The sequence below is a fragment of the Nitrospirota bacterium genome (genome assembly GCA_016180645.1).
Lineage (GTDB): Bacteria > JACPQY01 > JACPQY01 > JACPQY01 > JACPQY01 > JACPAV01.
The window spans coordinates 1-14700 of sequence record JACPAV010000041.1 but is presented as its reverse complement, the minus strand read 5'-3'; the positions used below and the strand labels follow the sequence as shown (position 1 = coordinate 14700).

Here is a 14700-nt window from a genome sequence, read left to right as displayed (position 1 = left end):
CGCCATGCAAAAAGTCCTGCTGTTCGCCCTGTGCCTGATTCTACCGGCGTGCGCCGGTCGGTCCTGTTCCTGTGAGAACGGCGGTTCACCACCGCGTGAATCGGCCGAGGGCGAGGTGGACCTCGTCATCCCTCTCACCGCGGAGCAGGCGGCCATGGTCGGCGGCATCCAGGTGGTCCAAGCGCACGTGGGCGTGGACAATCGCATCGTCGGCCGCTCCGTGCCGGGACAAATTACCTCGACGCTTCATGGACGCGTCCGCGCGATCGGCGCCCCCGATCCGGTGCCCGGCGCGCCGCCCCGCTTGGTGGCACCCCGCCTTCCGTGGCCTCCCATCGTGGCCGGCCCGGAGGTCGGGGTACCGCACCTTCCATGGCTGGCATCCGGCCAATCGCGGGGCGGCTTTGCCTTCCTGGCGCCGCGACGCCAAACCGAGGCGCCCCAGGAGTCCCCGCCGACCGGGAATCCCGCGTTCCGCACTCGTCTGAACCTCCCTGACCGACTCACGGAAGGCCGGCATTTGTTTTTCGCCATTCTCCTCCTTCCCTCCGATCCCTCGATTGCTCTCGTGGAGGCCAGCGCCACGTTTTCCATTCCCTCGGACGGACAACCGGAGGAGTCCTCACTGTTCCTTGAGCACGTCTCTCTCCCTTCCGGCAACACGGCGGGGCTACCCAACCTCGTCCAAGCCTTTGCGCAGGCCAAGGCGCCGGAACTCGGCCTTGACCCGTCCCGGCCGGCCGCCCCTCTCTCCGACGAACACATCACGAATATCGTCGCCACGCTGTCTCCTCACCTGGAAGCCTCCGCCACCGCCGTCGCGCAGATCCTCCTCGACGCCCAGGAGGCGCCGGTGGTTCTCGTGGTCGACCCCACTGCGCTGGCCGCACCGTCGGTCACCTCGCTGCTGTGCGAAGTGCCGGCCAACGAGCCGTGCGGCTCTGGAAAGACACTCTCGGCAACCACCGTTCTCTTCAACTTCGGATGCGATCGAGTCGAGGCCTGCTCTTTCGAATGCGCGAAAGACGATGGGGCCTTCGCTTCCTGCGATGCTCCTCTCCTTTGGGCCGAATTGACCCCCGGTGTCCACCAATTCTCCGTCCACGCTCGGGACACAAAGGGAAGGGAGGGCCCCGCCAGCACTCTCACCTTCTTCACGCAAAATGCGCCGGACACCCGGCGGTCCATCTCGGCGGACGCCGGCCCCCTGCCCCAATTCACACAGACTCCATCCTCAGAAAGTGAGGCGACGGTCACGTTCCGATTCACCTGCGATACCGTTTGCCTCTGGAGCTGCTCGTGGGACGGGCTCCCGTTCAGAGCGTGTTCGCCCCCTTACGTGCTGAGCAACCTTGCTTCCGGAGGCCACGCCTTTTCCGTTCGCGCGACGGACACGAACGGCACAAGCGCATCGGCGATCACTCACGCCTGGAGCGTCGCGGGTTCGAACGTCCCCTCGAATTCATCATCCCCGGCTCCATCGGCCGACCCCCCCCAAATCAACCAGGCTCCTCCGGCTCTCACGCCGCTCACCAGCGCCACATTTTCTTTCGAGGTCTCCACTGACCTCGATCTTGAATGCTCCCTTGACGGGGGACCCTACCTCCCGTGCGCCTCGCCGTACGTGGTCACCGGCTTGTCGCCGGGCCTGCACGTGCTCCAGGTCCGCTCCATCGCTTCGAACGGAGAGGTCAGCCCGACGCCGGTCTCCCATGCGTGGACAGTCGACAACCTCGCTCCCGCCGCGCCGGACCCTGCGAAGCTGACGGTTGCTCAGAATGCCCCCGGTACAAGCGATACCGTCAACGGAGCAGGGGGCGCGGTCGAAGCTAACGCCATCGTGAAGGCCTGGGCCGACGGCCTCCTCACCATGCTGATTCAATCGCGGAGCGCGGAGGGTGACGGAAGTTTTGCGGCCATCTCCCTTGGAGACAATGCGCTTTCCACAGTGTACCTCACGGCCACGGATGCCGCCGGAAACCAATCCAAGGCCAGCACGGTGACGAACGACACCGCGCCACCGACGAACGGCTCGATCAGCCATACCGATGGCTACTACAAGACACTCTCAATCCCGGTCACGTTCAATCTCGGGACGGATTCTGGAACCGGCATCCTCCAATCACTCATCGAGCGTCGGACGGCATCGCTCGCCGCGGGGACGTGCTCCTCGTACGGCGCCTACGCCACGATCTCCACAAACCCGCCCCCTTCGCCCTACACGGATACGTCGGTCGCCTCGGGATCCTGCTATCAGTATCGACTCGTGGTTTCCGATGCCGCCGGCCAGACCGCCGAATACACCTCCTCCGCCACGGCCAGGGTCGATTCGGAGGCCCCGTCCACCCTCGCCGCCGTGAACGATGGGACCGGAGGGGATATCGATATTCAGGCCACGACCATTTCTCTGAGCGCCAACTGGGCCGCTTCCACCGATCCCGCCTCCGGCGTAGAGCGCTACGAATATTGTCTATCCACGTCCACAACGCCCGGGGTGTGCGCCGGAATCGATTCCGCATACCAACAGCTCGGAAACGTCACCTCCTTCACCCGCACTCCTTTGGCCCTTGCCGAGGGAACGGTTTACTACGTGCACGTCCGAGTGAAGGACAACGCGGGACACTACACGGCCACCACCGTCTCGGACGGCGTGAAAGCCGATGCCACCCCTCCCAGCTTCGCCGGGGCTGCCACAGCCGTACCCATCTCCACCAACCGGATCGATCTTGCGTGGACCGCAGCCACGGACAACGTGAGTAGCGGTGGCGCCATCGTCTATGACATCTGCCAATCCACCGCATCCGGCTCCTGCGCCGCGGGTTTCACGGCCACCGCCACAACGACAGCCGGTACAATCTCGATGTCCATGACCGGGCTGACGCAGGCCACTCGATACTACTTCGTCGTCCGCGCCAAGGATGAGGCCGGAAATTCGGACTCGAACGCCACGGAAATGTCCGCCATCACCTGGGGACCCGTCATGAACGCGGTCTCGGCCCACCTCGGGGAACATTCCTGCGCCCTGGCCGGCGACGGTTCCGTCCGGTGCTGGGGAACCGGGTCCAACGGGCAACTCGGCGACGGGACAACGCTCAACAGTTTTGCGCCGGTCATGGTCAGTTCCCTCTCCAACGCGGTGTCCTTGACCGGCGGGTACATGCACACCTGCGCATTGATGCTGGACGGCACGGCCCGATGCTGGGGACGGAACCAGTACGGGCAGCTCGGCGATGGCACCTCGGTGAGCAAGTCCACGCCGGTCGCCGTCTCGACACTTACCGGGGCCGTCGCTCTCGCGGGCGGGGGCTACCATGTGTGCGCGCTGGTCTCCGATGGAACCGCCCGATGCTGGGGAGCCAATTTCTTCGGCGACCTCGGCGACGGAACTTCCATCAACAAGTTGACCCCCATCGCCGTTTCCACCCTCACGCAAGCGGTTGCCCTCACGGGCGGCAGCGATCATACGTGTGCCCTCTTGTCGGACGGCGCCGCGCACTGCTGGGGGGTGAACACCAAGGGACAACTCGGCGACGGCTCGACCACGGACAAGAACGTACCCACGGCGGTTTCGACACTCTCCGGCGTACTCACCGTCGCGGCGGGCGGCACTCACACCTGCGCCACGGTGTCGGACGGATCCGCCCTGTGTTGGGGATTGAACAACAACCGCCAACTCGGGGATGGGACGACGGTGGACAAGTCGACTCCTGTCGCCGTTTCCACCCTGTCCGGCGCTGTCTCGGTCACGGGAGGCAACTCTCATTCATGCGCCCTGGTCTCGGACGGCACCATCAGGTGCTGGGGCCGCGGGGGCGAGGGCCAGTTGGGGAATGGTGCTACGGGGGCATCGGCCACCCCCGTCACCGTCTCTTCCATCACCAGCGCGGTTCGGATCACCACCGGCACGTTCCACAATTGCGCTCTTCTTGCGGACGGCGCGACCCGATGTTGGGGGTACAACCCCGCAGGTCAGTTGGGAGATGGGACCAGCGTCGACCGCAGCACCCCTGTCGCCGTGTCCGGTCTCGGCGGACCCATGAGCGTGCTCGCGCGGAGTCCGCACGACGCTACTCCGGCCTGGATCGGCGCGCACCAACGCCCCAACCGGGAGGGACTCTCCGCGCACTTGACGTATCACACCTGCGCGCTCGTGTCGGACGGGCGCGTCAAATGCTGGGGATACAATCTCTACGGACAACTCGGCGATGGATCCACGGCGGACAAGCTCGTCCCGGTCTCCGTTTCCAGCCTCACCGGCGCGCTCTCCATCACCGAAGGAAATTACCACACCTGCGCGCTGGTCTCCGATGGAACCGCCAGGTGCTGGGGACTAAATAACAACGGTCAGTTGGGGGACGGCTCGGCAGCGGGAAAAACAACGCCGATAACCGTCTCCTCGCTGACCGGCGCGACCGCGCTCTCGGGGGGCAATTTTCACACCTGCGCGGCCGTCTCCGATGGCACGGTCCGGTGCTGGGGCCGAAACAGCTCCGGCCAGCTCGGCGACGGATCGACCACGGACCGCAGCACGCCGACGACCGTCTCTACACTGACGAGCGCCGTTGCCGTTCTCGGTGGCGGCAGCCACGCCTGCGCGCTGACCGCCAATGGCACCGTTTCGTGCTGGGGGCTCAACGACAACGGCCAACTGGGCGATGGCAGCACAAATAACAAGTCCACACCGGTGGTCGTGTCCACCCTCACCGATGCCGTGGCCTTGGCCGCCGGCCTCTATCATTCATGTGCGCTGATCGCCGACGGAACGGTGCGGTGCTGGGGACGCGGCGCCGACGGACGCATCGGGGATGGAGGCTCGACCAATCGGCCCACCCCGGTCGCCGTTTCGACGCTGACGGGCGCCGTGGCCGCCACCGCAGGCGGGAGCCATTCGTGCGCCGTCCTTTCCGGCGGCTCGATCACATGCTGGGGCGACAACACTTTCGGCCAGCTTGGCGATGGGACGACCGCGGACAAATCCACACCCATCTCGGTTTCCAGTCTCAGCAGCGCCGTGGCCGCGACGGCCGGAGCCGACCACACCTGCGCGATCCTCTCGGATGGCACGGTCAGGTGTTGGGGCCGCAACGTCTACGGCGGGCTCGGCGACTCCACCACCATCGATCGACTCACACCCGTAGCCGTTCAGAGCCTTCCCTGACCCACCGGCCTGTAAGAGCCCTCGATTGCCGCTATCGAAGCTCGGCCTCAACGGCATTGATCCCAGTCCGACACGATCCCTTCCTCCCTTCGGGGCTCGGTTCGACCCCCCCCATCGTTACCCGCGAGGGGGATTTCTTGGTAGGCGCACCCTTTATGGGTGCGTCTTTGGACGCAGGCTGAAGCCTGCGCCTACCGGTCTAACGCGTTATCCAATAGAACCCACTATCTACGATAGCTCGGGAGCGAACAGATCTGTCGCTGAAAAAGACAAACAGAACCATGCGCCAACTGAAATATTTTTCATCAAAAATGATCTTCGCAAACCTACTATTAGCACTCGATTATTACTTCACGCATGGCGCCGTGGTGATGGCACATCCGTTGCTCTTATTCCCAACAGGAAGCCATGAAACGAAGGAGGAGTGCCATGAATTCGCCCCGTCGATTCCATGCAGGGCAGATCGGAAAACGCGTCCGTCTCTTCGCCCTCTCGCTGATTCTCCCCGCGTGCGCGCAACGTTCCTGTACCTGCGAAAATCAATTTCCGTGGACCCAACAGAATATCGAGCTGGCTGTTCCTCTCACCCCTGAACAGGCCGCCATGGCATTCGGTCTGCGTGTCTCTTCGGCGGACCTCGGCGTCGACGGCGAGACCCTCGTCCGCCAAGTGCCGGGCGAGATCGTGCCCCGGCTGCGAGCACCCGCGCGTGCGATGATCGCGCCGGAACCCATCCTTGGCGCACCGATGCACCGCCGGTTCCTCGATCCGCTGCGAATCGAACCTCCTTCCCCCGATGTGCCGGCATCCGACCCAAGTCTCGAATTCCGGATTCGGGTCCCCCTGCCCATTCCGCTGCCGGATGGCTCCCACATCTTCTCATCCGTCCTGACGCATCCCGACGATGCCGCCCTTCCGCTCGTGGAGGCAAGCGCCGCCGTTCCCATGCATTCGACCGATCCCCTGGCCGCGGCCTCCATGGTCTTGGCGAATGTCAACCTTCCATCCAACAACAGCTCGGGAGTCCCGAACCTCGTTCAGGCCTTTGCCCGGGAGAGGACTCCCGAGCTTGGCCTCGATCCCGTGAAGCCGGCCGGACCCGGATCGGACGAGCGCATCTCAAACATCGCCTCAATGCTTAGCCCTCACCTTCAGACAGCCGCTCAATCGCTCTCCCAGCAACTGCAATCCAACACCGGCGCATCCGTCCCATTGACGGTCGATCCTGACGCGTTGACCGTGCCCTTCGTCACCCCGTTCCTCTGTGAATCACCGACGGACGAGTCCTGCGCAACCGGCAGGACTCTCTCCTCCACTCGCATCTTCCTGAATTTTGGCTGCGACCGCATCCAGTCCTGCCTCTTCGAATGCTCAAAAGACGGAGAGGCGTTCGCCCCCTGCGACGCGCCCTACGCATGGAACGACCTATCGCCCGGCCTCCACGAATTCCGGGTGCGCGCCAAGGATTCCCGCGGTGAGGAGGGGCCCGCCGGCGCCCTGCTGTTTTTCATGGTTGGACACGCATCCACAGCAACCCCCATCTTTTCCACCGTCGAGCCGATTGCCCAGTACACGCAGACCCCCCCGTCGGGAACCGGCGCCACGGCCACCTTCAGTTTCGCCTGCGATTCCGTCTGCCTCTGGAGTTGCTCGTGGGACGGGCTCCCCTTCCGCGCCTGTTCTTCCCCCTACACGCTCTCCGACCTTCCGCCGGGGGACCACGCCTTCTCCGTCCGCGCGATGGACGTCAACGGAACATCTTCACTCCCCATCGTGTATTCGTGGTCGACGACCGGCGAACCCACACCCGACATTCCCACGGGCTCCGACCGGCCGTTCGACACGAAGATCGACATCGGACCGCCGCCCCTCACGCAGGCGAACAGGGTCACGTTCACCTTCGGATCGTCCACCGTGAACCTCCGCTACGAATGTTCGCTCGACGGCGGACCGTACGTGCCCTGTACGTCGCCCTATGTCGTCAAAGATTTGGCCTCCGGCCCTCACCTCCTCCAGGTTCGCGCGATCGGCCCTAGCGGCCGCGTGGAGGATCCCATCTCGCATTCGTGGACGGTGGACAGTCTCGCCCCCGCGCCGCCGGACCGCCAGCGAATACTGGTCGGCCGGAATGCACCGGGAACCACCGACACGCTCCAAGGGGAGGACGGGGCCGTCGAAGGAAACTCCATTCTGAAGGCCTGGGCCGACGGCCTTCTCACCACCCTCATCCGCACCCGCACGGCCTCCGCCGACGGCTCATTCAGCGAGTTCCCCATCGGCGACAACGAGTTCGGCACCCTCTACCTCACGGCCACCGATGCGGCTGGAAATCAATCCGCCGCCACTCAGGTCTCCAATGACATTTCGCCTCCATCCGCCGGCTCGATCAGTTTCACGGACGGATACTACAAAGTGCTCAGCATCCCCATCACGTTTTCCACAGGCACGGACATCGGGACCGGCATCATCCAAACCGTACTCCAGCGACGCACGTCGGCCCTGAAGGACAATATCTGCTCGGCCTATGGACCCTACGTCACACTCGCCATGAACCCACGAACGTCCCCGTACGTCGACAGCTCCGCCGCCACCTCCACCTGTCTCCAGTACCAACTCATCGTGTACGACGGCGCCGGTCAACACTCCCTGTATGCCTCAGCCTCCACCGCCAGGACCGACACGCAAGCCCCCTCCACGCTTCCCGTGGTCAACGACGGCACGGGCCCCGACATTGACATCCAGTCCTCCTCGTTCGCGCTCGAGGCCAATTGGCCCGCTTCCATCGATGCGGGATCCGGGTTGGACACCTATGAGGCCTGCGTTTCGAATTCGAGCTCCCCGGGGGTCTGTGTGGGCATCGACTTCACCTTTCAGCGCCTCGGAAACGTTACGTCGTTGACCCGCACGGCGCTCTTCCTGACGGAGGGATCCCGCTATTTCGTCCACGTCCGCGCGCGGGACAAAGCCGGAAACACGAGCCCGATCACCGTATCGGACGGCCTCATCCCCGATCCCACACCTCCGGCCTTCGCGGGCCTATCCACGATCGCGCCCGAATCCACCACCCAGATTGATCTCTCCTGGAGCCCCGCCACAGACAACCTCACGGCTCAAGGTGACCTCCGCTACGCCATCTGCCGGTCCACCACGGCCGACGGCTGTTCCGTGTTCGCGCCCACCTGTTTGACGGACCCGGGAGCCACGGCCTTCAGCGATCAGGGCGGCAACTGCGGCGGCCAGTCCCTCGTCATCGGCGCCCGCTATTCCTACATCGTGCGGGCCATGGACGAGGCCGGAAATTTCGATCTCAATGACGTTCGGAGAACAGCCAGCACCTGGGGAACCCACGCGGAGGCCGTTTTCACCCACGCCGGTGACCATGCCTGCGCTCTTATTCCCGGCGGCCGCGTCAAATGCTGGGGAAGAAACGACCGTGGCCAGATCGGCGCGGAAGCCGCCACGAGCCAACCCATGCCCGTCCTGGTCACTTCGCTCTCCGGAATCGTCTCTCTCTCGCAAGGGCTCCTCCATACCTGCGCCCTCATGCCCGATGGGTCGGTCCGATGCTGGGGATCAAACTTCTTCGGCCAACTCGGAGATGGATCGACCGCCGACAGCCCGACGCCAAAGAGAGTGACCGGTCTTTCCAACGCCGTGGGGGTCTCCGGAGGCACCGCCCATTCCTGCGCGCTCATCGCCGGAGGTTCGGTTCACTGCTGGGGCGCCAACACTTACGGCCAGCTCGGTGACGGCACCACGGTGAGCAGCCTGACTCCCGTGGCCGTCACGTCGCTCTCCAACGCCGTATCGGTAGCCACAGGGAGCGATCACTCCTGCGCTGTGTTGTCGGACGGCATCATGCGGTGCTGGGGCGCCAATCTCTTTGGGCAACTCGGCGACGGGACCACCGTGAGCCGCCCTGTGCCCGTTGCCGTTTCCTCCCTCGTGGGCGTCGTGGCCGCCGCCGCCGGCGCCGCCCACACGTGCACCATCCTGGCCGACGGATCCACGAAATGCTGGGGACTCAACATCAACCGTCAGCTCGGGGATGGGACCACCGTCAATCGGCTCGCCCCGGCGGCCGTCTCCCTCCTCTCAAACACACTGTCTGTCACCGGAGGAACGCATCATACATGCGCCCTCCTCGCGAACGGCACCGTGGCCTGTTGGGGGCGCGGCGCGGAGGGTCAGCTCGCAAACGGCACCGGGGCCCATGCCTCCTCGCCCGAAGTCATCTCCGGCCTGGATCGCGTGATCATGATTGCCGCCGGCTCATTGCATACCTGCGCGTTGGTATCGGGCGGCGTCACGAAATGTTGGGGAGATTCCTCGTTCGGCCAGGTGGGAGACGGGACGCGGCTCACCCGCCTCGGACCTGTCTCCGTGGAGAACCTGGTCGGTCCCATCGGAATTCTCGCCCGCCGCGTGCAAGACTCCACCCCCTCCTCCGGCGCTCTCCAACCGCGTCCTCTCCGCGAGTCCCTGGCCGGCCATCTGATGTATCACTCCTGCGTCCTCCTCTCCGACCGGTCCGCCAAGTGCTGGGGGCGAAATCAGTTTGGACAATTGGGGAACGGTTCGATGTCCGGCAAACCCACTGCGGAGTCCGTGGCGTTTCTGTCGGACGCCGTGGGCCTGACCGGAGGGATCTATCACACCTGTGCGGCGATGGCCGACGGCACGGTGAAGTGCTGGGGGGCGAACTACAGCGGCCAGGTGGGCGACGGAACCGGCTTCAATCGATTGACGCCCGTTGCCGTCTCCACCCTCACGAACGCCGTATCCGTGGCCGGAGGTCTGAACCATAGCTGCGCGGTCCTGGCGGACGGCACGGCCAAATGCTGGGGACGAAACTACACCGGGGAATTGGGCGACGGCACCACGATGGACGCCGCCACGCCGGTCACGGTATCGGGATTGACCGGGGCCACCGGTCTCACCGGGGGCAGCGGGCACACCTGCGCTTTGCTCTCGGACGGCCGCGCGCAATGCTGGGGGTTCAACGACAATTTCCAACTCGGCGATGGGACCACGGTGAACCGGGGCTCGCCCAGCGACGTCACATCCCTGTCGAACGCCGTCTCCATTTCCGCCGGCCTGTATCACACCTGCGCGCTGATCTCGGACGGTACGGTGAAATGCTGGGGTCGCGGCGCGGACGGCCAGCTCGGCTTCGGGGAGTCCGCCAGTCCCGGCATCCCCATCGCCGCCTCGTCCCTCTCCGGAGGGGTGGCGGTCACCACGGGCGACCATCACACTTGCGTCCTGATCGCGGACGGCACCATCCGCTGTTTCGGCCTGAACCTGAGCGGGCAACTGGGCGATGGGACGAGTGAGAGCCGCTTCGAACCGGTCCCCGTCGCATCGCTCTCCGGCGTCGTGGCGGTTACGACCGGGTCCGATCACAGTTGCGCCATGATGGCCGACGGGAAGATCTACTGCTGGGGATCGAATCGGTTCGGTCAGCTTGGGGACGGATCGGAATTCGACGCCGCCACGCCCGTGCAGGTCCAAAATCTGGATGCCCCGTGAGGCATCCGCCGGACTGGACCGGCGCTTGACGAATTTACTCTTCTTCCGCGCGGCTTCGTGAAAGGCCCCTTCGGACGACACGCAGAGCCGAGGGTCGACTCGATTCTGGAAAGATTCGGTGGAACGTCTGCTCGTCGATCCTGCGAATCTCGTCGTACAGGAACTCATCCACCCGGCCGAAGAGCGCCTTGCGGAAATCCCCGAAGGACGCGCCCTCCGCGATCGGCCCGGGGAGCGTTAACATGGATGCCTCCGCAGATTTCCGCAGTCCGCCCGGCGCATGTCCCAACGCGATCCATCTCCGGAACGCGCCCTCCAACTCCCTGAAATTGCCCGGCCAGGAATACTTCATCGCCCAGGCTTCATCCTCCGGTGAAAGAACGATCTCCGCACCGTTGCCGCCGTTCCCATGGTTCTTCCCATTGCCGTTCGCCCGGCCGTTTCCGTTGCCATTCCCGTTGCAGGCCTCCCGGCCAATTTTCATCAGCATGACCTCAATGGAAAACCGGAGATAGTCCGGGTCTTCTCGAAGATCCGGCAGTTGCACGTGGATCAGGCTCAGCCGGTGCAGCAGATCTTCCCGGAACCGTCCTTCGCGAACCAACCGATTCAGATCTTTGTTCGTGGCAAAAACGAGCTTGCCCTCATACGTAAACTCCGTGTCCATAGAGGCGCCGATCGGTCGGAAGCGGTGATCCTGGGCGAGGCGAAGCAGCTTGGCCTGCATGGAGGGGCTCGCGTCGCCAATCTCATCCAGGAGAATCACTTCGTAGCTCGTGGACAGCAGCCCCACCTTGTCCTGGTGCGCGCCCGTGAACGCACCTCTCCGGTAGCCGAACAGCTCGCTCTCGATCAGGGTGTCCTGAATCCCCGGCAGTTCGATGCGACCGACCGACTTCTCGCTCAGGACCTCGATGCTGATCGGCCGCCCCGAAATGGCGCCCCGCTCCGGCGGGGGCAACGTCTCCCACCGCAAGGCGGCGGCCACGATGCCCGCGAGGTGACTTTTGCCCGTGCCTGGATTTCCCGTCACGAGCAGATTCGTGAGGAGCGGACTGGAACAGAACACTTGCAACGCGTCGCGGACCTTTCCCATCGCCCGTCCCGGCAGACACGCTTCCAGAAACTTGGAAATTTCGACGGTTTCCCTGGCGCGGGCGACGGTTCCGGCGGCGGAGGGACCGCGTTCCAGCAGTTCATCCCTCACCTCCGGCATTTCACTCAATTGAACCCCTCTTTGAGCCATCGCGTTGCAACAATAACCCCTGTTGTGCCCCTTAATTACCCGATGTCACTCCTTGAGTAAATGAGCAGAAATCACCAGATACCCAGGGGAAACACCCCACCCCTGCGGCGGCTTCGCAACGGGCAGGTGGCATTTCCTTAATCCGCAGACAACTCGCTTTCCCTCTCGCGGGGGGGGGGCACGCAACGGGTGGAAGGCTTCGTAGCGTCCGGCTTCATGCCGGACGTTTTTCGCCCGATGTAAAATCGGGCGCTACGGGGAATATCCCCAGCCCGAAGGAAGGCTTGTTTACGGATTAGGGGCATTTTCTCATGGCTTGACATCACGATCCCGCCTACTAGTATACCGAGGTGCCTGAGCAGCTGAGTACCTTTCACATCATGACCGTGCTCCAGTACCGCGCTAGGACGGTGCAGTACTGGAGAGTGAAAGCCAGGATGGCGTATTCGCCAGCTGGAAATCGGATAACCCATGCCTGAGCAGCTGAGTACCTTTCACATCATGGCCGTGCTCCAGTACGCCCGGGCATTGAAGCTGGGCATGCCCGACACGGACGCCAAGAGCTGGGCAGCCAACCGCGCCTTGAACTTTGCCCTCTTCAAGAACGGGGCCATCATCAAGAACGCGCCCCTTTGGAAGGATTTGGAAGCGGACGTGCCCGGCGAAATCCCCGCCCCGGATGTCCCCAAACTCCTCGCCGAGGGTATCGCCGACGAGAAGGTCCCCTTCCAGGCCTCGGACAAGGGCCGGATGTTCGTCTTCGGCGGCAAGCCCGTTCCCGCCTCCTATTTCGACAAGGAGGTCATCGGCCTGTTCGGCCCTTCATGGGAGAAAGTCATGGGGATCGCGAAAGCCCACTGCGAGAAATTCTCCAAGCAGCTCACAAGTAAGCTCGACTTCTTTCTTCAGGTGTTCAAGCCGGTATCCAACGATTGGCTCAGGCAATTACGGTCCAATGTAACTTCCAAAGCCCCCGCCCAGCCGGGTTGGCGGGTCTGAGGATCAGACCCGTACCCGTTTCCACTGGTCGCGGCCACGATGGCCGCATAACGAGACGAGTGAGGGTGTAGGAGCTTCCAGCAATCCGAGGCGACGTTCCGTCGGACACCCTCTCCCTCGAGCGGGAGAGGGCTGGGAGGAGGGGCGATTCCGACGACTACGGAGATAGGTTTTTATTCGGTGCTCCCGGCTCCCGCGGTGATTCCGGCCATCGCCAGAATCTGATCCCGACGCACCGATCCGGGGTCAAAGGAACCGAGGTTCCTTCTGAGCGCGGCCATCACCTGGAAGAACTCCTCCTTCAGTTTCCTCTTGCCGTGGAAAGGATTGCACTTCGAAAGAACGAACGTTTTGAGGTATGGAAACTTGAATCCCCGAGATTGAAGCTTCTTGACGATGTCTTGTACCTGAGCATCCACGCTCACCAATTCGTCCCGCATTTGTTCTCGATCGCCCATGGCGGATTCCAAGCCCTTGTCCCTAAACGCGTCCACCTTTCTCAGAATGGGGGCATAGGTGGATCCGCTGAACCGGGGCTTTTGTTCGTACACCAGCCCCAACGTGATGAGAAAGGCCGCCTCGAAACGGTCCTCCAATTCGCTCTCTTTGCGGCGCGGAGTCTTCTCCAACATCCGTCGGTACATCCGGATGACCTCCAGCGCCTTGTCGCGGACGTTCGGCGTCTTCTCCGTGTTGAGGGCGAGAATGAACTCGGAGATCTCCTCCCCTTCCACCAGGATGCCGGTGATCGTCCGGGCTCCGAGCGATTTCATCGCCTCCCATCGGTGCACCCCGTTGGGCGTCCAATATCCGCCGTCATCCGCGCGCACGATCAGGATCGGGTCAAGGTATCGGCCCACCTTCTTGATGACTGTCTTGAGCTTGTCCACGTGCGGCTTCGAGATGTCCCGCTGAAACGGCGCGGGAACGACTTTCTCGATGGGCAGGCTCACAAGAAATTGGATCCGGTTCTTGTACGGCTCCTGGAAGGCCGACAGGACGCGGACGCCGTCCGCCTCCAGCCGCGCAACGGAGGCCGCGACGCCAGGGGCCGTTTCCACGGTCATCCGGCAAATCTCCCGGTGAACGAGGCCACCTCCCCGGGGGCCTCCTCGATCGATACTCGGAGGCTGTGCAGCCGCCGGACGCCGACGGCGCTCCGAAGGCGCTTGATGATCTCGCGACCGACGTGTTGGGCCAGGAGCTCGCAGCTGGAATTTTCCAGAGGCAAGAGAACGACATCCGATGCCGGCAACTCGTATCGTTTGCGTCCGATCGTGGCCTCGATCCGTCCGGTGCCTCGCCGGACCTTCAAACGTCGATTCCGGGTGGGCAGAATCGTCCGATTGTCCAGAGTTCGACAAACCGCCTGCACGATCGGCATGAGTTTGAGGAAATCGACTACCAATCCGCCGGGCCCGGGCTTGCCGGCCACCTCCACCTCAACACGGTAGTTGTGGCCATGAATCGGTTCGGACCTACCGTTCGGAAAGATCAGAAAATGGCCCGAACAGAAATGAGCCTGCCCACGTTCGATCCTGACGTGAAAATTCTCCACGCTGCCATTCTCCACGTTTCGGGGATGAACAACAACCCGTCAAGCCAATAATTAGTATACTATGTCGAAAATGTAATGCCGTATTCATATCACGTATATTTTCATACGTGTAGCCGAGCCTTAACCTGAATCCGGCGTGAAGGTGAGTATATCACAGCTGGATTCCTTGCTTGGCGAGGGGCTAGTGCGTATTCTGAGGGGATGGGC

At 63.4% G+C, this 14700-nt stretch carries 6 protein-coding genes; 3 read left to right on the top strand and 3 right to left on the bottom strand.

What is annotated here, in order from left to right; all coding sequences use genetic code 11:
- The first annotated feature begins 4 nt into the window (after window positions 1-4).
- Window positions 5-5158, top strand: a complete 5154-nt coding sequence (locus HYT87_18280) for a hypothetical protein (GenBank protein MBI2061692.1) — start codon at window positions 5-7, stop codon at window positions 5156-5158.
- Between the two features lie 429 nt (window positions 5159-5587).
- Window positions 5588-10690, top strand: a complete 5103-nt coding sequence (locus tag HYT87_18275; protein ID MBI2061691.1) for a hypothetical protein — start codon at window positions 5588-5590, stop codon at window positions 10688-10690.
- A gap of 34 nt (window positions 10691-10724) precedes the next feature.
- On the opposite strand, the gene HYT87_18270 is transcribed toward HYT87_18275, so the two are convergent.
- The gene (locus tag HYT87_18270) at window positions 10725-11906 is read right to left on the bottom strand and encodes a sigma 54-interacting transcriptional regulator (GenBank protein ID MBI2061690.1); all 1182 of its coding nucleotides are present in this window, start codon (window positions 11904-11906) and stop codon (window positions 10725-10727) included.
- Window positions 11907-12407: 501 nt separating this feature from the next.
- On the opposite strand from HYT87_18270, the gene HYT87_18265 reads away from it, so the two are divergent.
- Window positions 12408-12935 carry a hypothetical protein gene (locus tag HYT87_18265; GenBank protein ID MBI2061689.1) on the top strand — a complete coding sequence of 176 codons (528 nt, stop codon included), beginning with the start codon at window positions 12408-12410 and terminating at the stop codon, window positions 12933-12935.
- Window positions 12936-13108: 173 nt separating this feature from the next.
- Here the strand turns inward: HYT87_18265 and HYT87_18260 are convergent, their stop codons facing one another.
- Together HYT87_18260 and HYT87_18255 are read right to left on the bottom strand one after the other, a co-directional pair.
- On the bottom strand, window positions 13109-14002 hold the full coding sequence (locus HYT87_18260; protein ID MBI2061688.1) for a ParB N-terminal domain-containing protein: 894 nt from the start codon (window positions 14000-14002) through the stop codon (window positions 13109-13111).
- Complete coding sequence (locus HYT87_18255) at window positions 13999-14493, bottom strand: 6-carboxytetrahydropterin synthase (GenBank protein ID MBI2061687.1); 495 nt, start codon at window positions 14491-14493, stop codon at window positions 13999-14001. Before HYT87_18255 ends, HYT87_18260 begins: the two co-directional genes overlap by 4 nt.
- Window positions 14494-14700: the final 207 nt, after the last annotated feature.